Annotated in this window: 24 protein-coding genes; 15 read left to right on the forward strand and 9 right to left on the reverse strand. The window is 51.1% G+C overall.

Annotated features, from left to right (window positions below; genetic code table 11):
* Positions 1–243, forward strand: a complete 243-nt coding sequence (locus ACZ5EH_RS18295; protein WP_464275318.1) for a hypothetical protein — start codon at positions 1–3, stop codon at positions 241–243.
* A gap of 194 nt (positions 244–437) precedes the next feature.
* On the opposite strand, the gene ACZ5EH_RS18300 is transcribed toward ACZ5EH_RS18295, so the two are convergent.
* Together ACZ5EH_RS18300 and ACZ5EH_RS18305 are read right to left on the reverse strand one after the other, a co-directional pair.
* A complete protein-coding gene (locus ACZ5EH_RS18300; RefSeq protein WP_464275319.1) occupies positions 438–1,136 on the reverse strand; it encodes an endonuclease/exonuclease/phosphatase family protein in 699 nt (232 codons plus the stop codon).
* Complete coding sequence (locus ACZ5EH_RS18305; protein ID WP_464275320.1) at positions 1,136–3,229, reverse strand: VTT domain-containing protein; 2,094 nt, start codon at positions 3,227–3,229, stop codon at positions 1,136–1,138. Before ACZ5EH_RS18305 ends, ACZ5EH_RS18300 begins: the two co-directional genes overlap by 1 nt.
* Positions 3,230–3,573: 344 nt before the next feature.
* Between ACZ5EH_RS18305 and phrB the strand changes: the two genes are divergently transcribed.
* From phrB to ACZ5EH_RS18320, 3 genes are read left to right on the forward strand one after another with little or no spacing between them, the layout of a single operon-like run.
* Positions 3,574–4,959 (forward strand): deoxyribodipyrimidine photo-lyase, encoded by a 1,386-nt coding sequence (gene phrB, locus ACZ5EH_RS18310; protein WP_464275321.1) that lies wholly within the window; start codon positions 3,574–3,576, stop codon positions 4,957–4,959.
* Positions 4,956–5,321 (forward strand): hypothetical protein, encoded by a 366-nt coding sequence (locus ACZ5EH_RS18315; RefSeq protein ID WP_464275322.1) that lies wholly within the window; start codon positions 4,956–4,958, stop codon positions 5,319–5,321. Before phrB ends, ACZ5EH_RS18315 begins: the two co-directional genes overlap by 4 nt.
* Before the next feature lie 7 nt (positions 5,322–5,328).
* Entirely contained in the window at positions 5,329–6,213 is an 885-nt protein-coding gene (locus ACZ5EH_RS18320) for a deoxyribonuclease IV (protein ID WP_464275323.1), read from the forward strand.
* Between the two features lie 15 nt (positions 6,214–6,228).
* Here ACZ5EH_RS18320 and rpe read toward each other — a convergent pair whose 3' ends face one another.
* The 5 genes from rpe to ACZ5EH_RS18345 all read right to left on the reverse strand — a co-directional run bounded on the left by rpe (position 6,229) and on the right by ACZ5EH_RS18345 (position 10,603).
* Positions 6,229–6,912, reverse strand: coding sequence for a ribulose-phosphate 3-epimerase (gene rpe, locus ACZ5EH_RS18325; RefSeq protein ID WP_464275324.1), 684 nt, complete (start codon positions 6,910–6,912; stop codon positions 6,229–6,231).
* A gap of 93 nt (positions 6,913–7,005) precedes the next feature.
* Entirely contained in the window at positions 7,006–8,070 is a 1,065-nt protein-coding gene (gene fba / locus ACZ5EH_RS18330; protein ID WP_464275325.1) for a class II fructose-bisphosphate aldolase, read from the reverse strand.
* A gap of 123 nt (positions 8,071–8,193) precedes the next feature.
* Positions 8,194–8,730 (reverse strand): 4Fe-4S dicluster domain-containing protein, encoded by a 537-nt coding sequence (locus ACZ5EH_RS18335; protein WP_464275326.1) that lies wholly within the window; start codon positions 8,728–8,730, stop codon positions 8,194–8,196.
* 20 nt (positions 8,731–8,750) lie between these two features.
* On the reverse strand, positions 8,751–9,863 hold the full coding sequence (locus tag ACZ5EH_RS18340) for an FAD-dependent oxidoreductase (protein ID WP_464275327.1): 1,113 nt from the start codon (positions 9,861–9,863) through the stop codon (positions 8,751–8,753).
* A 320-nt stretch (positions 9,864–10,183) separates the two neighbouring features.
* On the reverse strand, positions 10,184–10,603 hold the full coding sequence (locus tag ACZ5EH_RS18345; RefSeq protein ID WP_464275328.1) for a hypothetical protein: 420 nt from the start codon (positions 10,601–10,603) through the stop codon (positions 10,184–10,186).
* A gap of 248 nt (positions 10,604–10,851) precedes the next feature.
* On the opposite strand from ACZ5EH_RS18345, the gene ACZ5EH_RS18350 reads away from it, so the two are divergent.
* From ACZ5EH_RS18350 to ACZ5EH_RS18395, 10 genes are all read left to right on the forward strand, one after another.
* Positions 10,852–11,406: a hypothetical protein gene (locus ACZ5EH_RS18350; RefSeq protein WP_464275329.1), complete on the forward strand. Its 555-nt coding sequence runs from the start codon at positions 10,852–10,854 to the stop codon at positions 11,404–11,406.
* Between the two features lie 42 nt (positions 11,407–11,448).
* On the forward strand, positions 11,449–12,000 hold the full coding sequence (locus tag ACZ5EH_RS18355; RefSeq protein WP_464275330.1) for a 3D domain-containing protein: 552 nt from the start codon (positions 11,449–11,451) through the stop codon (positions 11,998–12,000).
* Positions 12,001–12,118: 118 nt separating this feature from the next.
* Entirely contained in the window at positions 12,119–12,439 is a 321-nt protein-coding gene (locus tag ACZ5EH_RS18360) for a hypothetical protein (protein WP_464275331.1), read from the forward strand.
* A gap of 29 nt (positions 12,440–12,468) precedes the next feature.
* On the forward strand, positions 12,469–12,675 hold the full coding sequence (locus tag ACZ5EH_RS18365; RefSeq protein ID WP_464275332.1) for a hypothetical protein: 207 nt from the start codon (positions 12,469–12,471) through the stop codon (positions 12,673–12,675).
* Between the two features lie 512 nt (positions 12,676–13,187).
* Complete coding sequence (locus ACZ5EH_RS18370; protein WP_464275333.1) at positions 13,188–14,984, forward strand: PAS domain S-box protein; 1,797 nt, start codon at positions 13,188–13,190, stop codon at positions 14,982–14,984.
* A 202-nt stretch (positions 14,985–15,186) separates the two neighbouring features.
* Positions 15,187–15,438 carry an amphi-Trp domain-containing protein gene (locus ACZ5EH_RS18375; protein WP_464275334.1) on the forward strand — a complete coding sequence of 84 codons (252 nt, stop codon included), beginning with the start codon at positions 15,187–15,189 and terminating at the stop codon, positions 15,436–15,438.
* 126 nt (positions 15,439–15,564) lie between these two features.
* Complete coding sequence (locus tag ACZ5EH_RS18380) at positions 15,565–15,840, forward strand: c-type cytochrome (RefSeq protein ID WP_464275335.1); 276 nt, start codon at positions 15,565–15,567, stop codon at positions 15,838–15,840.
* 225 nt (positions 15,841–16,065) lie between these two features.
* Entirely contained in the window at positions 16,066–17,349 is a 1,284-nt protein-coding gene (locus ACZ5EH_RS18385) for a glycosyltransferase family 9 protein (RefSeq protein WP_464275336.1), read from the forward strand.
* 22 nt (positions 17,350–17,371) lie between these two features.
* Positions 17,372–18,667, forward strand: a complete 1,296-nt coding sequence (locus ACZ5EH_RS18390; RefSeq protein ID WP_464275337.1) for a CgeB family protein — start codon at positions 17,372–17,374, stop codon at positions 18,665–18,667.
* Positions 18,668–18,783: 116 nt separating this feature from the next.
* Positions 18,784–20,049, forward strand: a complete 1,266-nt coding sequence (locus ACZ5EH_RS18395; protein WP_464275338.1) for a phenylacetate--CoA ligase family protein — start codon at positions 18,784–18,786, stop codon at positions 20,047–20,049.
* A 100-nt stretch (positions 20,050–20,149) separates the two neighbouring features.
* Here ACZ5EH_RS18395 and ACZ5EH_RS18400 read toward each other — a convergent pair whose 3' ends face one another.
* Positions 20,150–20,470, reverse strand: coding sequence for an IscA/HesB family protein (locus ACZ5EH_RS18400; protein WP_464275339.1), 321 nt, complete (start codon positions 20,468–20,470; stop codon positions 20,150–20,152).
* Between the two features lie 354 nt (positions 20,471–20,824).
* Complete coding sequence (locus ACZ5EH_RS18405) at positions 20,825–21,151, reverse strand: IscA/HesB family protein (RefSeq protein WP_464275340.1); 327 nt, start codon at positions 21,149–21,151, stop codon at positions 20,825–20,827.
* 304 nt (positions 21,152–21,455) lie between these two features.
* Here ACZ5EH_RS18405 and pyrR point away from each other — a divergent pair, with 304 nt between their 5' ends.
* The gene (gene pyrR, locus ACZ5EH_RS18410) at positions 21,456–21,989 is read left to right on the forward strand and encodes a bifunctional pyr operon transcriptional regulator/uracil phosphoribosyltransferase PyrR (protein ID WP_464275341.1); all 534 of its coding nucleotides are present in this window, start codon (positions 21,456–21,458) and stop codon (positions 21,987–21,989) included.
* Positions 21,990–22,008 lie beyond the last annotated feature (19 nt).

Raw genomic sequence — 22,008 nt, forward strand, 5'->3', positions numbered from 1 at the left:
ATGCAGGACAAGAACAAGCCTATTATGCCCGTGCGCCCCTCCGGGATGGAACTTATATATCTTTATTTGTGCCCGTTTTGCGAACGGCAAGTGCCGATAATCAGCCCCACGCAGCCTTCAATGGCCCAATGTGATGCCTGCAAAGGGCACTTCCCCATTGTTCCGGTGGACGAGCGCACCGTACAATACCTCAAGATCATGCTGCTGAACGGCAAGGCCAGTATCGATCCCGACTTTATGTAATCCATTAGATATAAAAGGGTGTTGCAGCGGTTTCATTGCAAGCGCTGGCAATGCCCTTTTTTTGTTTGCTTGCATTGCACGCTAGAGGCGCAGGCAGGCACACTTTCCAGGTCTCCTCTCTTTTGATGCCACTGCCTGGTTGGCCTTTGTTCCTTTTTTTTAAAAAAAAGAAAAGAGCTTGCCCAGACAGGGGATTATTGGCCGATTGCCAATTCTGCCACCAGGGGCAAGTGGTCGGAAGCAAGCCGGGCATCGTGGTCTTTGAACACAGCGACATTTTGCAGCACCCCGTTGGGGGTGGCGAGGATGCGATCCAGGGCCAGCAAGGGCAGGCGGGCGGGGAATGTCCGTGGCGTAGCCGGTGTGGCAAAAACGGTGCGCAACCTTTGCATGGCCTTACTTGCAGGGTGCCATTCATTGAAATCACCCATGAGAATGATGCAATCAAACGTCTTGGGCTGGGCCAGGTCCAGAATTGTCTCTGCCTGCCGGAGACGCTCACGGGAACGCAGCCCCAGGTGTGTTGCCATTATCTGAACGGTTGCGCCGCCCGTTTCGATGACTGCCTCTATGACACCGCGGGGTTCGCGCCCGCTGTAGCTGATATCGTGGTTTCGTAATTCCTTATACGGTAATTTTGAAAGCAGTGCGTTGCCGAAGTGAGCGTCCTCACGGACAAGGGTAAAGCCGATGCCGGCATATAGCCCTGTGTGTTTTTCGAGGAATTCCTTGGCAGGGGCGTATTCATTCAAGGTTGGCATGCTGGCTTCTTGAAGGGCAAGCACGTCCGGGTCCATGCCCCCCAGTACCCGCATTGCGCGTTGGGGCTGTCGTTTCCCGCCTGCGCCTACCCAGCTGTGGAGGTTCCAGGTGCCCAGTCGTAAACGAGGCATTACTCAGAATCTTCCTTTTGCATTGCAGCATCTGGTTTATATGGCTCCAGCCGGCGTTTGAGCAATGACAATGCAAAAAGAATGGCGCTACCACTCCCCAGCAAAAATGTGGTGGTTAGCCAGGATGGAGCAAGGAGCATTTCCCGGAGTCCTTCTACAATTACGCAAAAGGCCACCAGTACGGGCGCAAGGCCTGCGGCTGTGCCTAGAATGAACTGCCAGTAATGCACTCTCGATGCACCGGCAACGAGATTGACCATATTGAAGGGCATGAGCGGTACGAGTCTGGAAAGCAGAACAGGTATGAATCCGCCTCTGGCCAGGTGGCGACTCAGATTGTTGAGTCCCGACCCCACTATGCGTCTGATTGTTTTTTTACCGAGAAAGTGCCCTGTAATATAGCCAAGGGAAGCGCCAAGGAGAGTGCCTATTGCAATGTATAAAAAGCAGGGGGCAGGCGCATATATCAAAGTTGTTATGGCTGTCAGGAGGACGAGGGGCAGTGGCAGAATGCCAGCCAGGGCATAGGCTCCAATTACAAGATATGGCGCCAAGGACCATTCACGCAGGTGCATGGCGGTCTGGTCCAGAAAAAAGACCATATCCGCCCCTCCCCAGGGAGATAAGCGCCAGAAGGCAAGAGCACCGATCCCCAGTATTATGAGCGTGGCAAAGGTAAGCTGTACTTTGCCTTGCTTCAGAAACTGCGGTGTCTCGATGATTTGATCGAGAAACGTATCGAGTGTGACGGGGTCTTCCGGATCAAGTGAGCGCACCATATCGATGGGAATGTCGTTGGATGTCGTTTCAAGATGTTTTTCAAGGGGGACAAGGCTGTTCCCGCCCCCGTGATCGGCGTCGATGAGCTGCAACAAGGAGCCGTGTTCCGCCATGGCAGCTCTCACGTGTGCCTGGTCGGCGCCCAGGTGGTCTGCCAGCAATCTTTCCCTGATGTTTGCTATTCCCTTTTGAGAAGTGGCTTTTTTTGTCTCCACAGCTAGGTTGCATTCAGTATCCAGCCCCATGGAGCGGTTACTCAAATTCGCTGATCCCAGAGTAATGAAGGCATCGTCCACGATCATACACTTTGAATGGACTTTGATCGGGTGTTCCCCTGCAGGATCGGCAGCAGGGTGAAACAGCCGGCATCGGTCATGTTTGTCCGCTTCTCGCAGGGTTTTGTAGGCATGGATGCGCAAAGAATCCATGACCTGTTCTTCCAGCCAGCCAGTACAGTGCAGGGGCAACAGGATGACAACTTCAGGAGGTGCATCTCCAGCGAGCCTGGTGGCCAGCGCATCCACGACTTTCTGGGCGGCAAGATATTGGTTTTCTATGTATATTGTTTTTTTGGACGAAGCTATGGCGTCCAGATATAACTGTTCGATTTCTTTAACTGAAGAACGTTGCTTGAAACGAGGCATGGTCCTGGCTACGGCGACCTTGACGTCTGTCAGGTCGGCCGCCACATCCTCAGGCCATGGCGATTGCTTCCAGTCGATACTTTCCATATCAGGGGGTGGGGGCGCCACTTCCTTGCCTGTTGCACTATGCCAGCGTTGCCGGATAAATTGGGCAAGCCAATAGGCGGGTTCGCCTTCTACAACTGCTTGTAAATCATGGAAAGGGGCGTATTTCGAGCCAGATGGGTCTGTCCTTCTGGGATCTTTGATCTTGTGCTCCGGCATATCCCAACGGCGCTGGGTAATGTCTACCCCTCCCGTGTAGCCGATACAGTCATCCAAGGCGGCAATTTTCTGGTGATGCGATGCCCCGATGGGGTGTTGCCCATCCATGGTGAAGTGCACCCTGGAGTGCGAGCGCCAGGCAAAATTGAACACAGAAAGGGGTTCTCGCTCCAGGGCATAGAGCATGGCATAGTCCCAGGCGAGCACATACGTTTGCAAATCCGGGGATTGTTTTGCGGCTCTGTCCAGAACTTTACGCAAACGGCTGCTTTCGATGGGGTCGTTTTCATCGCGCAAAAGAGCGGTACGACTGTGAAAGTCCCAGCCACACAGCAGGGTGCAGTGCCTGGCCTGTAACAGTGAGCTGTAAAGGGCTGAAAAATAAGACCCCGCATCCACGAGCACTGAAAAGCGCCGAGCATGAGATATTTTCCAACAATTGTGTTCTTCTTTGAGTATATTAGTCATTTTGGTATAATATGCGATAGTTTTACAGAATGTTCAAGAACTACTTTAATACGGTATGCTTCCCATTCTGGCGGAATCTCATGAAAAGCTGAAGGGGCAGCAACGGGCATATTACGGGTAGTTGGTGTGCAAACAGTATTCTATGTAGCAATAACGCTTCAGTAAAATAGGAATGCCGTAGCCGATGCTGCTCCAGAAAATCAAAAGAACTGGAATTATTTCTGCAGGTGTGACACTATCATCAGATACAATCTGTAAGTATATAAAGTGGTGCATATTATATGAGTTCACAGTCTTACGAGGTCGAAAAAATCCATGCAGATCGGGTGTATGTGCTGCACCATGGGAAGCAAGGCAAAGGAGCGGTGCTTTACTGGATGAGCAGGGAGCAACGCGCTGCTGACAACTGGCCCTTGCTCTATGCTCAAGAACTTGCTCGCGCACAAGAGCGGCCATTGGCCTGTGTCTTTTGCCTTGCTGACGCCTTTTTACACGCAGGGGCTCGTCAGTATGATTTCATGCTCCGAGGGTTACGCGAGACTTCACAGAATCTTGCATCTCTGGGGATTCCTTTTTTTCTGTTACGAGGTGAGCCGGAACAAGCTGTAGCCGGGCTTGCCGAGCAACTTGATGCCCATGCCATTATTAAGGATTTTGATCCTTTGCGCATCAAGCAGCAGTGGCAACAGCAGGTCGCTCGGCTGAGTGACCGCCTTTTGATTGAGATTGACGGACATAATATTGCACCCTGTCGTAAGATATCCGGCAAGCAGGAAGTTGGGGCACGGACCTTGCGCCCTAAGATTTCCAAACGATTTGCCGAATATCTCGAGCCTTACCCCGAACTGCATGAACACCCGTACCCTTTGCGGCATGAGCCGCCGCAAATCAATTGGGAAGAATTGCTTAGAGAATTCACAGCCAGTGGCCCCGCCGCGGTGAAGTGGTGTGCACCAGGGGGGGGAGCTGCTGCGAAGGCTTTGGATGCGTTTATTGATGAACGCCTTCCCAATTACGCTGCACGGCGAAACGATCCCAATGGCGGCGTTGTCTCCCGATTGTCGCCCTATTTTCATTTTGGACAGCTTTCACCTCACAGAGCCGCATTGGCTGTATTGGAACGGTATGGTCGTGAGGATGAAAATGTCCAGGCCTGGCTGGAAGAGATGGTTGTAAGGCGTGAGCTGTCCGATAATTTCTGCCTGCATCAGGAAAGTTATGACAATCTGGAGGGGTGCTCTGCCTGGGCGCAACGTACCTTGGATGAACATGCAGGGGACCAGCGCCCCTATGTGTATGATTTTGAGGAGTTTGAGGCAGCTGCCACACACAGCGTATTATGGAATGCTGCACAACAGGAGTTGCTGCAAAGCGGGAGCATGCACGGGTACATGCGCATGTATTGGGCCAAAAAGATACTGGAGTGGAGCGAAAGCCCCGAAAAAGCCGTAGAAATAGCCATATTGCTGAATGATCGCTACCAGTTGGACGGACGTGATCCCAACGGATACGTGGGTGTGTTGTGGTCCATTGGAGGTTTGCATGACCGCCCGTGGAAGGAGCGCCCCGTGTACGGTAAAATTCGATATATGAACAGTAATGGTTGCCGCCGCAAATTTGATGTTGCCGCATACGTTTCTCGCTGGCAGCGGGAGAACACGACATGAGTCATGGTGTCGAGCGTGTGGTATATATCAGTGAGTCGGTGTTCGATCTTCGTGAACTGAATACGTGGGTTCTTGTTGATTCACAAAAAAAAGGGTGCGGTGTGCACATTGAATTGGTACAGGATGCCCAAGGAGAAGTGCACACACCTGTTTTCGAGAGCAACTGGCAAGAAGTCTGCGATGGCATTGCAAGCCGCAAGCGTGAGAAAATTCCGCATAATTACGCACACGAGTTGCGTATTGATTCTCTGTATTTACCTGTGCGGGTAAGGTTTTGCAGCTGGAGCCAGTCTGCTGATGGGAGTACGGGTGAGCATAGCAAGAATGAAAGCCGCTACTGGGTCCGCTACATAAAAGAGTGATTTTGGAATGGTTGCAGAGAGATATATTGGCGCTCATTGTTCTACGGCAGGTGGGTTGCATAAAGCAGTGGAGCGCATTGCTGCCTTAAAGGGCACTGCGCTGCAGATCTTCACGCGGAATCAGCGACAATGGCAAACGCCGCCGCTTGAATCAAAAGAAATCGAAGATTTTAAGGCTGCGCGGGCTGATTGGGGCAGCTATCCAGTTGCTTCCCACGACAGTTACCTTATCAATCTTGCTTCGCCTGAAGATGCCGCCCGAAAACGTTCCATGCAGGCTTTTGCCGGGGAGCTTGCTCGCTGTAGCGCCCTTGGTGTGGAATTGGTGGTAACGCATCCAGGAAATTTCAAGGGCAAGGGAGATAAGGCGCGTGAAGCAGGGCTTGAACGCTATGTACAGGCATTGGATGGCGCCATAGCTCTTGCGGAAGAAGAGGGCGATTTGCAGGGCGCTAATGTACGCATTCTTTTGGAAACGACAGCCGGCATGGGCAGTTCATTGGGGGCCGATTTTCATGAACTCGCCTGGATAATTGAACAAAGCGGGTATCCTGAGCACCTGGGAGTCTGTCTGGATACATGTCATGCTTTTTGCGCGGGGTATGATTTGCGGACCCCGGAAGCCTACGCAACCACAATGGATGCCTTCAATTCTCTGGTGGGGATTGAGCGCATAGGCTTGTTGCATCTGAACGACAGCAAGAACCCTTTTGCCAGTCGTAAAGATCGCCACGAACACATCGGCAAGGGCGAGATGGGGGTGGAGCCCTTCAGACTGCTATTGCAGGATACACGCCTGGCTGGTGTTCCCATGGTCTTGGAGACCCCAAAGGACAAGGAAGGGGCCTTTGACCGCATGAATCTTTCAACGCTATGGGCGTTGCTGGAGTAGAGCGTTGCCTGGCTGCTATTCTCCCGCTGCGGCTTTCAGGAATGTTTCGTGCCGTGCATCCAGTGGGGGGTAGTTGAAGAAGGCCGAGCCTGAAACAAGCACATCTGCGCCAGCTTCCACCAAGGCGTGCGTGTTGTCCGGAGTCACACCGCCATCCACTTGTATCAGGGTTTGTAAATCCCGCTGGCGTATCATCCTGGAAAGGCTACGGATCTTGTCCATGCTGAAGGGAATGAAGCTTTGCCCGCCAAAGCCGGGGTTCACACTCATTACCAGCACCATATAAAGCTCGGGCAGCAGATATTCCACCACGTTCAAGGGCGTGTGCGGATTCAGCGCCACGGCAGGCTTGGCGCCAAGTCGAAGGATTTCGCTGACAGTGCGCTCCAGGTGTATTTCCGATTCGGCGTGAACACAGATGAGATCGGCGCCTGCATCGACGAATTCACCTATATAGCGCCCTGGTTCTTCGATCATGAGGTGCACGTCAAAAAACAGTTTTGTTTTTTTACGGCAGGCTTTTATGACAGGCGCCCCAAAGGTGATGTTCGGCACAAAGCGACCATCCATTACATCCCAGTGTATCCATGAAAGACCCGCGGCTTCGACCCGTTCAAGTTCTTCGGCCAGACGCGAGAAGTCGGAAGAAAGCAGGGAAGGGCTGATGATGACGGGAAGCTCTTTGTGCTGCTGAGGCATGTTTGTATTCCTTATGATCTGCAACCACCCCCGCTCGGCAGCATATGTAAACGCGCCAGGCGGGGGTGGTAATAGTTACTGTTGTTGCTGTAGTTATTTGACCTTGGGCTCGAGCTCACCCTTTAAGTAGCGGTCCGCCATGTCTTCAAGGCAGATGGCCTTGATCTTGGGAGCCCAACCTGCTGTGCCAAAGGCCTCGTAGCGGGAAAGGCAGATGCCCTTCATGGCCATGGTGGCGTCTTTCAGGTATTTGCGGGGGTCAAAATCTTTTGGTTTTTCAGACAGATGCTTGCGTATGGCGCCAGTGGAGGCCATGCGCAGGTCGGTATCGATGTTGACCTTGCGAACGCCGAACTTGATACCCTGTTGGATTTCCTCGACGGGAACACCATACGTCTGTCCCAAATCGCCGCCAAAGTCGTTGATGATTTTCAGCCAGTCCTGCGGAACGGATGAAGACCCATGCATGACCAGGTGCGTGTCTGGGATACGTTCATGGATTTCCTTGATGCGGCTGATGGCCAGGACTTCCCCCGTCGGCGGGCGGGTGAATTTGTATGCGCCATGGCTGGTGCCGATGGCGATGGCCAAAGCATCAACCTTGGTCTTCTTTACAAAGTCTGCGGCCTGCTCAGGATCCGTCAGCATCTGGTCGCGGCTCAATTTGCCTTCCGCACCAACGCCGTCTTCCTTGCCGGCTTTGCCGCTTTCCAAGGAGCCGAGCACGCCCAACTCGCCTTCAACTGACACGCCGCAGGCATGGGCCAGTTCAGCCACCTTGGCGGTGACTTCCACGTTATATTCATAGGTGGAAGGGGTTTTGGCATCAGACATCAGTGAGCCGTCCATCATTACGGAAGAAAATCCGGATTGGACGGACTGCATGCAGACTGCTGGAGACGCGCCGTGGTCCTGGTGCAGGCAGAGCGGAATGTCCGGCCATTGTTCCAGCGCGGCAAAAATAAGGTGGCGGATGAATGAAGCACCAGCGTATTTGCGAGCTCCGGCTGAGCTTTGCAAAATCACAGGGCTTTGGGTTTCCGAGGCCGCCAGCATAATGGCGTGGACCTGTTCCATGTTGTTTACGTTGAACGCTGGGACGCCGTAGCCGTTTTCAGCTGCGTGGTCCAATAGCTGTCGCAACGAGATGAGTGGCATGCTCTCCTCCTTGTGCTGCGTGGTTCGGTGTCGCTATCAGCGGGGCGGGAATCGCGCCCGTCAGCCCAGGTGTACGGAACTCCGAACTTTTTGGCAATGGCGAAGCCCGATTGTCCGCCGTTTTCACTTCTTTTTCTTGTCGTCAGCATCACTACGCAGATTCGGCAGGTCTTTCGGCGGCTTGACGTGTTGCATCACACGTTTGAAGGCTTCTGCCGCTTCAGGTGTCTGCAGGGAAGGAACTGCGTCGCGATCTACATATAATATGGCCTGGCAGGGGCACATCTCCACACAGGCGGGGCCCAGTCCTTGCTCGCGTCGTTCGGCGCACATGTCGCATTTCACCACTGGCAGTTCCAGGTCGCCGGTACAAAAAATGGAGCCAAACGGGCAAAATTGCAGACACTCCTTGTGTTCACAGTCTGCACAAGCGCTTCTGTCAAGACACAGGGCGCCGTCAAGGTCACGGGTGATTGCGCCCTTGGTGCAAACGCGCTGGCATTGGGGGTTATCGCAATGCTGGCAATACAATGGCATCATGACACCGGCTTTGGAGCGCGTCATGTGGATGCGCGGCTGCCCATGGTTGAACTTGCAAACCATTTCGCAGGTCTCGCACCCGATGCACTTGCTGTAATCTATAAACAATCGTTTAGACATGGGGTATGTACCTTACCGGATCAGAGCAACTCGCCCGGCTTGATGGAGTCTTTTTCATAATCATAATCCTGGGCACGGTTTTGGGCTGCCAGATCAAGCCATTCGGCCAGGGCGCGCGCAGCGCGCAGACCGCTATACACAGCCTTGCCAATTTTGCTGGGGCCGCTCAGCGCATCGCCAGCAACAAAAACGCCTGCCAGTCGTGTCATCTGTAACCAGTGGACCTCGCCTTTGCGTACATTTTCCAGGCCCAGTTCTTTGGCAAAGGGGGCGGTGGGTATCTCTCCAATGGCTGTTACAACCACATCCAGATCAAGCGTTTTTTTGCTTCCGGATTCCGGGAGGGGGCAGCGTCGCCCTGAAGCGTCGGGTTCCCCCAACTGGCATTGCAATAACTCAATGCCTTGTACGTGATTCTCACCGAGAATGCGCAGCGGAGTCACCAGTTCCATCCACTCCACACCGGCTTTTTCCAGTTGTCCGATTTCAAAAGTGCCGCATGGGGCCTCGAATCTGGTGCGACGGTAAAGCATCCATACTTTGGACGCGCCCTGTGCCGCGGCGCTGTGGGCAACATCCACCGCAGAGTGGCCTGCACCTATTACGGCAACGTGTTTGCCTTTCACATCTATGGCCGAAACACTTTCAACTGCATAATGGAGGGCGCGGATTGGAAAAAGATATTGCAAACCGGAGTAGACGCCTTCCAAGTCTTCGCCAGGAACATTCAGCTTTCTGGACATCCACGTGCCGGTGCAGATCATGACTGCGTCATGCTCTTCGACGAGTTCGCCAAGGCTGACCATGTCCAGAGTAAAATGGTCGCCCGTATCCACATGCAGTCGTTTTTCAGTGCAGATCTTCGTACACAAGTGAAAGTGTACATTGTGGTGCTCCATTTTTGCGACGCCTTTGGCTATGCGCTCCGCAGGAATGCGGTGCCCAGGTATGCCAAAGACCATCAGACCACCGGCCTTTGGGAGTTTGTCGTATACATGGACTTCGTATCCCTGGCAGGAAAGATAGCCCGCTGCAGCAAGGCCGGATGGCCCCGCCCCTATTATGGCGACACTGCTGCCATTAGGTGGGGGAGGTGTCTTGCAGAAGTGAGCGAAATTCATACCATTTGCCATTTAAGCATCCTTTGAAAGTTGGTTTTGTCATCTGCTGCGTGAGCAGGGATGCTGCAAGAATGCCACAAAGAAATGATCAGTGAAAGCATTGTACTTTTTTGCGCGATGTCGATTTCCCGTCAGAATCCGTAAACAATCAGAATGAGCAGCTCATGGGCATGATATGATAAAATACTGTTATAGGCTGTATGGGGTAGATACTGTGCACTCAATATCGTAGGTACAGTCGCAATGCTTCAGGTTTGCTATATGTTCAATGCCTGTGGAGTGGCGTGATACAGAGCCATGTTATGGTAGTCAGGTACTTTATTGCAGGTGTATCATTTTCCAAACCATGCTGCATCGCCCGCCACACAGTGTGCGTAATGTTCTCGTCCCCAATCCCAGCATGGATTAAATGCTTCTGGATAAACAACATCTCTGAAATAAATGCATGTTGAAATATATACATCGACGAGGATTTTGTTTCTGCACTTTTCTTGGCGTTCTGGGGAATGTATAGGTGAATTGATTTCAAGGATCGTGCGTGCAGATTTGCCACAGCTTTTTTTTACATAAAATTCAAGAGTCTTTCGTTTATCTGCAAAAGGTTGGAGTATTCTGCGCTCTCCGGATTCCATGCAGGATTCTGCGGAAGAAAACGAATAAAATTGAAATGTCGCTATAAAGGAGATAAGGAGAGAAAAGCCGAGAATCCGTTTCATAAGCGTTGTTTGTAGATTCATATCCGCAGTATTCACTTTTTTTCTCTGTGGGACAAGCTTCTGAAAGTACCTGGGGCTGGGCGGCACATTCAAAAGGATTCCGATATTCTTTGCGCAAAAAGTACAGAAGACGGTGGTTGTTTACCTTTTTTACTCGTGATAAGAAAACTGTTCGTGTTGCACCGTGCCTGGTTGTATGTGGCGTGTCCATGACCGCGTGAAAGCGTTCTTTCTTGCAGGCGGCTTTCCCTTGGCGCTGTTGTTTGGCGTACAGAGATGGAGGTATGATGCACAAACCTGAATTGTCGAAGATACAAAACGTTGCCACTGCCTTGCGCAAACGGGCGGATTTTTTTCTGGAAACTTCTCCCAGCGACCTTGGGCGTGATGATTTTCTGACCATATCCGAGTATTTGCGCAAACAAGCCGATATTATTGATTCCACTATTCAAGGCAGTAAGCGTAAATCCATGGGTCGAGGATTTCTGGCCTTTTTGCTGTATATCTGTGTTTTTGGTGCTCTCTGCTATGGTTACTACCTGTATAGTCCCTTTGAGGATCGCTATTATATTAAATTGGCAAAAGAGCTTTTTAATCCGGAACAAACAGACCAGTATGTCTTGTATTTCAAGATTGGTGTGAGTGCTTTTGGCGCGTTGTTCACTTTTTTTGTTTCAGTATTTGTATCGATTATTATTTGTGGCGTATTCAAACTGGCTTTGCCCCGTTTGGTGAATTCCGTTACCGAGGCCGTGGTCGCAGCCGCTATTTCTGCTGGCGCATTTTACGCATATCATCAATACGTCTTTCTAACACGGCTGGCGCAATCTTTTCTTTAGAGGAAACAGAGTATTGCAAGTAGTGGACACAAAAGGAGCGCCATGCTGAGGTTTCTACTCGCAATTGTTGTGGTCCTCCTTGTGCTGGTGGTCTGGATACAGCATTTACACCTCACTGAGACCCAGGCAAAACTGCAACAGGCGCAGACCCTATTGAGTGATACGGAGCTTGAATTTGCAGGCTCCCGTGGTACTCTTGCAGGTCTTTACCTGAGCACAAGAACAGACCGTCAGGCGCTTTTGCGGCTGCGCAGGTTGGTGAACATTAAAGAGCACCTCATTGAGAGCCTGCAAAAAGGCCATGTGCTGACCATCACCGCCTACAATGCCGAAGTAGGGCAGACCGATGCAACCCCCTTCATTACCGCGAGCAATAGTCGCGTTCGTCCCGGCATTGTTGCCGTGTCACAGGATTTGTTTCGCAAGGGATGGGTCTTCGGGCGCAAGGTTTACGTTGTGGGATATGGCGTATATACCATTGAGGACTTGCTGGCCCGACGCAAACGTAACCAGCTGGATATTTTTATGACTTCCAGGGATCAAGCCCTGCGGTTCGGCCGTAAGCGACTCAGGGTTTTTTTGTTGGGCGCATAAGCACTCTATCTCACAGGCTTGACCAATAGTGCCGCCAGATGGCATTTTGACAAGTCGATTGCTTCTATGTCGTCTTTAGGATTTTTTCGTGCAAGGATGTGCAACCAATGAGGAAAGCATGAAAAGCTCGCTTCGTATAGTTACAGTGTGTGGTGTCCTTTTAGTAGTTTTGGGCGCATGGGGGTGCTCGCCACGTTATTCACATCCTCAAAAGTCGGAGTATCTCTGGGAGATTGATTACAACATGTGCGTTGTGCAAGCTGATTACGCCGTGCAAAATCACCCCTATAGCACGACGGCCTCACGCCCGTATGTGACGCGGTTTGAGCAATTCAGTCCCCGCTACCGTGAATTTATTCAACAATGCATGGAAGATAAAGGTTATTCCTTTGAAGACGACCCGAAAGAATTGCTTTTCGGTGACGGTGATAAGAGCTGACATTTCATTTCTCGGATTACGGAACACACATGGACAACCTGAACGCCAAGATTGTGCTGGAAAACAGTGGCAAACTCATTGCCCAGTTGCCTTACGACCCTGAGGAAATGCAACCTGGGAAGGAAGTGAACTGGCATGAAGAAGGGCGCGGCTGGCAGATGTATACTATTACTGAAGTCGTGCCCGGGTCTCCTGTCGTTCTTATTTATGTTCGTGAAAACCGTTGGGGTGCTTGATCCCACTTCTCTACTCCATTTCTCCTTTTCCTCTTATTTGTAAAAATATCTTTTTTTGACTCCTTTCTTTCTTTTGTCGCCCAAGTATTAAAAAATATGCCACACCATGGTAGCGATTTCTTGTTTTCTTTCCTGAGAACAGGGAAGAATTATCTATTTCTTTATCTTTATAGTGGTAGAGGATTCTGGATTGTTTTAGCTTTTTGCTCAGGAGCTATCACTGAATACAATGATGGGTGTGTACATCTTTCGCATACGCTAAATATCAAGTGGTAACGTTAAAAGTCGACCTAGAAAGGTTATGACGAGTTACTTTGAATGCCAGTTCAAATTAAGATTGCATTATAATATGTGATCAAAATAGGATTCATGTGATAATGCACTTGCTATTTATCAACAAAATCATCTAAAATATCATCAGTATTAAAATCAAGGCGAATCCTATTTTGCGAATAGATTCAGTTCTAGCTGGCGGTGCACCATGATGCTCGCCCTATAGGGAGTCCTTGTTCATGGATAAAGCGCTTGTGCGCATAATGCTGGAGTTGACGCCGCACCCTGCCATGGCGGTGGATGCGAACGGGGCCATTTTGGCTGTTAATGGTCCTGGACGTGCCTTATTCGAAGTCCGTCTTGTGGATAAGGATGTGCATGCTGCCCTCGACTTCAGCCCGTTCTCTTGGACTGAAACTCGTAACAAGCTGACGTTGCGGGATGCATATCTGGAGTGTTCGCTGCACAATGCTGTGGTGGAAGCGCCGCCTGAAATACTGGTTAGGGCGCTGCCGCTTTCAGAAGGCGCCATGGTTCTGCTTATTCTGGATGGCGGCAGTGCAGAGGGCGCCTGTTTGGACTTCCGCCAGACAGAGCAGCGGTACCATGCTATATTTCAGTACGCCCCCGTAGGGGTGTTTACTGCCACCAACTCGGGGCGCTTCATTGAAGTCAATCAGACCCTGGCCACGATGCTCGGCTATGAAACTTCGCAAGAAGTGGTGGATACCATTGCGAACATAGGCAGTGATCTTGTTGTGCATCCTGAAAGTCGCCAGGAAATTATCGATTTCATCCGCAGCAACCCTGAACTGGCGAGCTTTGAAAATGAGTTCTACCGAAGAGATGGAAGCATTTTTTCTGCTAAACTGAATGTCACTGTGCTCCAGGACCCAGTGCACAAGGGCTCCTATCTATTGGGAATGGTTGATGACATCACCGATCGAAAAAAGGCAGAAAAAGCTTTTCGGGAATCTCAGGAAAAGTTCAGTTCGATTTTTACCAATGCTCCGGTTGGCATTTACCAGTCCACATTGGAAGGGCGCTATCTGAGCGTGAATCCCCAATTTGCAGCCATGTATGGGTTCACGTCGCCCGCAGAAGTTTTGCAAGAGGTTCAGGATATCGGACGTCAATTGTACGTGGCGCCTTCTCGCCGGGACGAGATGGTGACAACGCTCCTGGAAAAAGGCTCTCTTGCAAATTATGAGGTTCTTTCCAGGCGAAAGGATGGCAGTGAATTTTGGACTTCGCGAAATGTGCGATTACTGCGTGACGCCAATGGTCAGCCCCACCATATAGAAGGTTTTGTCAGCGATATTTCTGAGCAGAAAGAGTTGGAACACCTGCGTGAGGATGTGGAGCGCATTACGAGGCATGATCTGAAAAGTCCGCTTACCTCCTGCATTTTAGGCGTGCGCATGTTGTGGAAAGACAGCAACCTGACTGATCTGCAGCGGGAAGTCCTGGCTGAGATGGAAAAGTCCGGAGTTCGCATGCTTAACATGATCAATCTCTCTCTTGACCTCTACAAGATGGAGACAGGTACATATTCTTTTGATCCCAAAGAGGTGGACCTGCTTTCCGTTATCCGCAAGGCGGCAAAAGAAGCCGTTCTCTCTGAACGTCATAAGGATTTGTCTCTTGTCTTCAGCATTGCAGGCAAAGAGGTGGATGACGTAAGCAGCTTCACTATTTCTTGTGAAGAACTTCTTTGTTATTCGATGTTTGCTAATTTGTTCATGAATGCCGCACAGGCTTCTCCCCCTGGTGAAACAATCAGTGTTGATATTTCTCCCCTGGATACAGTGGCGTGTATTTCCATTCATAACATGGGTGCAATACCCGAAGCCGTCCGACCTCATTTTTTTACCAAGTACGCCACGTCGGGTAAGCGCTATGGCACCGGGCTCGGCACATATTCAGCCAGACTGATTGCGACAACCCACGGTGGAGACATAGATTACGCTACTTCAGAAGAGCAGGGTACAACGCTCAAAGTCTACCTGCCATTTTTTCACCGCCCGAAAAAGTAACCTGAACGCTCACAAAGTGTTGCCTGTTTGTCTTTTTCCTACCAAATTCTTTCCAACTCTTGATACATAACATAATCTGTTGTATATATAGTAGATTGAAGTTTCATTTAGGAAATTATCTGCTCTCTTCCCGATTGGTTGGACAAGTATGAATAGAGCAAAATTCGACTGCGAACCTTAGCAAGCACAAAGGAGATAAATCATGAGCAGTAAGAACGTTTTGTACGAAAGCAAGGACATGCGTCTGCGTTATGATGTTGCTGTAGCTTTGCACCGTATTGCCGACGGCATCGCTGACGGTACGATACACATTAAGGATGACTACGGTTCTGTTTGCATGGCTGTAGATGATAAGGTGAAGTTTGAAGTTGAGATTGAAGAAAAAGTAAAATCTGAAGGCATCAAACGCAGCATTGAGCTTGAAATCGAATGGTACGAAAAGACGGGTGAGTAACTCCGTAGCTTTGCCTCAGCGTTGATTTGCAGCTCTGCTGCTGCACGACTGGAAAGAATATAATAGGTACGGCCGGCAACAGGGGAACCTGTGAGCCGGTCGTGCCAGTTTAAAGAGAGGAAAGAAATGCATAGGTTTGTAGCTGTCGCACTGGTACTGTGCACAATGGTTTTGTTTTCATGGTCCGTGATGGCTGCTGGTGATGCGGATAATGGTAAATCTTTAAGCAAGTCTTGCACTTGTCATAAAAACGATCTTGATGGAATGGCTCCTGATTCGTTTATTTCGCAGATGAAGGGCTATAAAGATGGCAGTATTGAGCAAAAGATCATGAACCGCATCGCTGCCAAGTACTCTGAAGTACAAATCGCGGATCTCGCAGCCTATTTTGCCAGTAAATAACACGCAAAATGTCTGTACCCATCGCGACAAGGGGCGCAGGGCTCAAATAGGGCTCTGCGCCTTGCACAGAGAATGGCTATAGGCTACTTTGCTTTTACCCCATCCCGCACACATGAGAGAGCGGTACGTTATGGGAGTACGCTGTTTGTTGCGCCCGATTCTCCAGAATTCGTGACGTAAGGCAGGATTCTCTTTGCTGGAGAGGGCGTACGCCAGGAGAGAACCATGCCGCGCCAACTCGTGGTGCAACTCGCACGCTTTGGTGATTTGTTGCAGACAAAACGCCTTATTCGCTCTCTGGAAAAAAGGGGCGAAACGCATCTTTGCGTGGATCACTCCCTCGCACAGCTGGCCAAACGTATTTATCCTGCAATCCATGTTCATGGGGTGCATGCCCATGCACAAGGCTCTCATACGATGGGGGCAGATGCAGTACATTCTCTCTTTCTACAGAACAAAAACAGCCTGGGTGAACTGGCGTCCTTGGAATGGGATGCTGTTTACAATTGTAATTATTCGGGACTCAACCTAGCTATATCCAAGCTTTTTCCTGCGGCTATCGTGCATGGTCACAGACTGGAAAAGGGGCAGGCCCTGCGTGATTTCTGGCCCTCTCTCGCATTCCGTTGGACAAAGCAGCGCCAGTCCAGTCCCTTGAATCTGGTTGATTTCTGGGCATGGCTGGTAGGGAGAGATACCCCCCCGCTCAAACCCGAAAGCGTCAATCCCCTAGCCATCGCAGGGGGGCGTGGTGTCGGTGTGGTTCTGGCTGGGCGCAATGCCAGGCGCTCTTTGCCCATGGATGTCCTTGTCCCGCTGGTTCAAGCTGCCATGCAAGGGGTGGGCGCCAGGCAATGCTGGTTGCTGGGAAGCAAAAGCGAGCGCCCGGCAGCGCGGGCGTTTTTGCGGGAAGCTCCCCATTCTCTGCAAAAGATGTGTACGGACCTGTGTGGCAAAACCGACTGGATTGGCCTTGAAGATGCTCTGCAAGGCCTTGATTTGCTTGTGACTCCTGATACGGGCACCATGCATCTGGCTTGCCATTTGGGCACGCCTGTCCTGGCCTGTTTTCTTTCTTCGGCATGGGTTCATGAAACCGGCCCCTATGGTGCAGGGCATATTACCCTGCAGGCGGTGGAGTACTGTGCTCCTTGTGTTGAAAGCCGCCCCTGCCATAATGATATTGCCTGTCTCGCGCCGTTCAGGGCCAAGGAAACCCTGCGGGCAATTGCCATGGGGCTTGATTTTGCCGGTAAAGGACTTCCCGGTGGATTAGTGGCCTTTGGCAATGTTTTTGATGCAGCAGGGCAGATATGTACTCCGCTTGCCGGGGAAGACTCTTTTGGACAGCAGCGAGCGGCACAGCGTGGCGCTCTGGCCAAATACCTGCTGGGTGAAGATTGCAATCTGGCTGCGGAAGAATCTGTGCAGGCTTTTGCCCGGGAATTCTGGCAGGAGCGTGACTGGTTGTTGGGCGACGATACTTGTTTTTCCGGCATTTTTGACTGAGCTCTCTGAAGGAGTCGAGAAAATGGATCAGGCGCTGCGTGTGCTGCTGGTGCTCCCCATGTATGGCGGGTCATTGCCTGTTGGACAATATTGCGTCGCAGCGCTCCAAGAAAGTGGGCATCTGGTGGAGACCTTTGAGGCGCCCGAGTTTTATGGCGCATTCAGCGCGTTGAAAGGATTGCGCGTAGCATCCGACAGGCTGGAGTATCTGGAAAACAGCTTTTTGCAGGTTGTTTCTCAGGCTGTTTTGGCTAAAGTGGAAAGCTTTGCTCCGGACCTGGTGCTTGCGCTTGCTCAAGCGCCGCTTTCCCGCCAGGCATTGCAGCGTTTGCGTCGTGAAGGTGTGAAGACTGCCATGTGGTTTGTGGAGGATTACCGCGTTTTTACCTATTGGCGGGCCTTCGCTCCTTTGTACGATGTTTTTGCAGTCATTCAGAAGTCGCCTTTCCTCGAAGAGTTGGACAAGATCGGGCAACCCAATGCCTTGTATTTGCCCATGGCGGCGGATCCCAATTTTCACCGCCCTTTGGATCTGGGCGCAATGGAACGTAAAACCTTTGGTTCGGACGTCTCCTTTTTGGGGGCCGGGTATCCCAACCGGCGTCGTGCTTTTCGCCAGCTCATGCATTTTGATTTCAAACTGTGGGGCAGCGATTGGGATGGTGAAGTCGTACTGAAGCGATGTTTGCAACGTGACGGCGCCCGCATTTCTCCGGAAGAATGTGTGAAGATTTTCAACGCAGCAAAGGTCAACCTGAATTTGCATTCAAGTGTGCAAAGCGATGTTTTGGTGCCGGAGGGCGATTTTGTGAATCCCCGAGCCTTCGAGTTGGCCAGTTGCGGTGCGTTTCAACTGATGGACAAGCGCGGTTTGCTACCGGAGCTCTTTGATTCCGAGGAAATAGCCACTTTTGGGGATATGGCGGAACTTGAGGAACGCATAGATTATTTTCTGACACACCCCGAAGAGCGCCAGCAAATGGCGGAAAAAGCCAGAGCACGCGTTTTGGCAGAGCATACCTATGCGCACCGCATGGAGACATTGCTGGATTTTATGCAGGAACGCATACCCGGATGGCCTGCAAAACAGGAGCGGCAGTCTGCAGGGGATGTGCTGCCTCCTGAGTTTAAGGGCGAATTGAATACCCTTTTGCAGCGCCTGGCCCTGCCGGATACGGCTGCCTTTGATGATGTGGTCTGGGCGCTCAGAAAACAGCAAGGCGCACTCAGCGAAATGGAAACAGCCATTCTGTTTTTAGACGAGTGGCGTAAACAATACACCAAACCAAAAGAGCAGGGATCCAGCAAAAGGATATAGGCGTCAGCACGACAGTTTTTGAAGCGACCTGCATCCGCCAGCCAAAAAAGGGGCGCATCCGGTAAATGATGCCCCTGTAAATTTGTGGTGCTGCGAGCACACACGAGGGGGAAGCTATGGCACAGGTATCTCGGTCTACTGGCACGTTCAGTGAATTTGAGCGTCTTGGCGAAGTCGCCCGCAGAGAGCGGGCCTGGCAGGCTTTGCGCAAGGTGCTGGATACGGTCTGGGAGAACAGCGTCCATTTTCGCGCACGCATGCAGGAGGCCGGGCTCACACCTGGCCATATCACCTCCCTCAATGATTGGTCGAAAATTCCTTGTTTCAGTAAGAAACAGCTCATTTCTCTGCAACAACAAGACGGTCTCGAAGCGTTACTTTCCTGCCCTGTTGGAAATCTCTCCCGGGTATACCTTTCGCCTGGCCCTATTTTTGATCCAGAAGGCAGGGCGGAAGACTACTGGGGGTGGGCCGAAGGGTTTTTCGCCGCAGGGTTTCGCAATGCCGACCTCGTGCAGATGACCTTCAGCTACCACCTGACGCCTGCGGGTCTCATGCTTGAGGAACCCTTGCGACTGTTGGGGTGCGGCGTAATACCCGCCGGCCCGGGCAACACGGAGGTACAGATAGATCTCATGCGCCGTCTCCCCGTCACTGGCTTTGTGGGGATGGCCAGCTACCTGAAAGTCATCAAAGACAAGGCCATAGCCATGGGAGTGGACATTGCAAAGGAAATTTCCCTTGGCGCGGCATTTGTTGCGGCAGAGCGGCTGCCGGAAAGTTTACGCAATGAGCTTGAGCAGGAATTGGGCATACTCGTACGCCAGGGATACGGCACGGCCGATGTTGGCTGTATTGCCTATGAGTGTCCAGAACTTGGCGGCATGCATTTGTCTTCGCGTTGCTGGGTGGAGATTGTCGATCCCAAGACAAAGGAACCGCTCCCCGTTGGGGAGATCGGTGAGGTGGTGGTTACGCCTTTTACTTTGGATTACCCCCTTGTAAGGCTGGCGACAGGGGATTTGTCCCGCTTAAGCGCCACACCATGTAGTTGTGGTCGGACAGCTCCGAAACTGCAGGGTATATTGGGGCGAGTGGACGACACTGCCAAAGTCAAGGGACAGTTCATCTATCCTGGGCAGGCCGCTGCAGTCGTTCAGGAGTTTTCCGCAATTAAACGATGGCAGATTGTTGTGGCCAATCCAGAGGGCAAGGATAGGATTACCGTCAAATTGCTTTTGCAGGGAGACTTGGAGCAGGAACGGTTTGTCACTGCATTTCAGGAGAAAATGAAACTGCGCCCTATACTGGAAATTGTGCAGAATGAGCAGGAGCTTCCTGAAGGGGGAGCACCACTCGTAGACGATAGAACCTTCGATTGAGATAAAGGGTGCGAAAAAAAGCGCACACTAAAGAGCGTATAAAAAAAGGCCCTTTCCGGCAATCCGGTAAGGGCCCTGCGTTTTCTGATTACTACAAGGGCTAACCGCCGCAAGATCCAGTGCTGCAACTGGAGCCACATCCTCCGCCGCCTTGAATAACGAGGTCGGAGTCAATGGTGAAACCCATGTAGGAGATGTCCAGCTTCAGGTAGCTCACCTGATTGGCCAGGGCCTTTTCAATACAGAAAGAGTAGCCACCTTCTTCATACACATCGTCATTCTCGTTTGGCTCATCCAGAGCCAATGCCAGGCGCGGGCCAGCTCAGCCCCCTGGCGCGAGGTAAATGCGGATAGGACTCTTTTCCTTGTCCGCGAAGTAGGCGTCCAGTTCTTTCTGGGCGTTTGCAGTCAATTCAAGCATGAAATCCTCCAATGGTTGCGTTCAGGGCAGTAAATAAGAGTGACTAGTTGCCTTGTCAATTGATGAATGTCAATAATACTAGATTTATAAATACCTACAGGTTGAGGGGGGTTTTTGTTGTGACCTCTAACCACCTGCTAACGAGGAGAAAACAGACTAAAATATAGGAAGAATTATTGGCGTGATTAAAAATGATAATCTGATGGAAATACGCAAACAAGAAAAAGTGGTGCGTGAAGTTCCAAATCTTCTGGGAACATGTCTGGTGCTATTTTCTTGAGTTGGAAATAAAAAAGCCCTCCCGACCTTGTAGCAAAGTGGGAGGGCCTTTGGAGCAGAAGGTCGTGTGCGCTATTAACAGCCGCAGCCACCGCTGTCACATCCGGAAGAGCAAGAGCAACCGCCCCCGCTTTGAATTGGCAGATCAGAATCAACGGTAAAACCCATGTGGGTCATGTCCAGCTTCATGAAGCTGGCTTCTGCGGTCAGTGCTTTTTCAACACAGAATGTGTAGCCGCTGTTTTCAAAAACGTCGTCTTTATCATTGGGCTCGTCAAGAGCCAGGGCCAGTCGGGGGCCGGAGCAACCGCCGGGAGCGAGGAAAATGCGGATTGGAGATTTTTCCTTGTCGGCAAAGTAGGCATCCAGTTCCTTCTGGGCATTGTCAGTCATTTCGAGCATGGATATCCTCCAGATTTTTTTCGTTCTTATGCAGGTAAGGACCATTCTTTGTTGTGTCAATTGCAATGGTCGATAAATACCTATTGTTTGTATCTATAGAAGAGGGCGGTTTGCTACCACGGTTTTCTCTTATGAGGAATTCTCCCCTTCTTATCATGGTGTGAAAGATGGGTTGATTGCAAATTCATGGATCATGCTGTATAAAGTATTTTTGAATAGGAGAGTTTTTCCTTTGCATAAATGAACGCATAGCGCCGCCTTGATGGCTTAAAGTCATTGCATATGGTGGTATTGGATTCGAACTATGGAAGACTGCAAGGACCTTCTTACTGCTCCTGAAATTGGTAGTACCCTCGAGCGGCTTGCTGACGAGGTCATGGAGAACCGCGCCAATTGCGAAAACCTGGCGATCATTGGTATCCAGCGTCGTGGTGCGGACATCGCCGAACGATTGAAGAAAATTCTGGATGCCAGGGTGGGCCGCAGTTTGCCGCTGGGGCGTTTGGACATCAATTTGTACCGTGACGACTGGACCAGTACTGATGTGCAACCAATGATCAATCGTACTGAAATCCCGTTTGAGATCGATGGCAAGGCGGTTTTACTGGTCGACGACGTTCTGTTTACTGGACGAACCATTCGTGCTGCACTTGAGGCGATTTTGGATTTTGGTCGTCCTCGCCTGGTGGAACTGCTTGTTCTGGTGGATAGAGGGCATCGCGAGCTGCCCATCCAGCCTGATTATGTCGGCAAGCGAGTGGAGACTGACCGTGGAGAGCACGTCAATGTCTATTTGCGAGAGCGTGATGGCAAGGACAAGGTTTGCCTGGTCGCGTGAGTGATATTGCAATGAAAAC

It is taken from the genome of Desulfovibrio biadhensis (assembly GCF_055388615.1).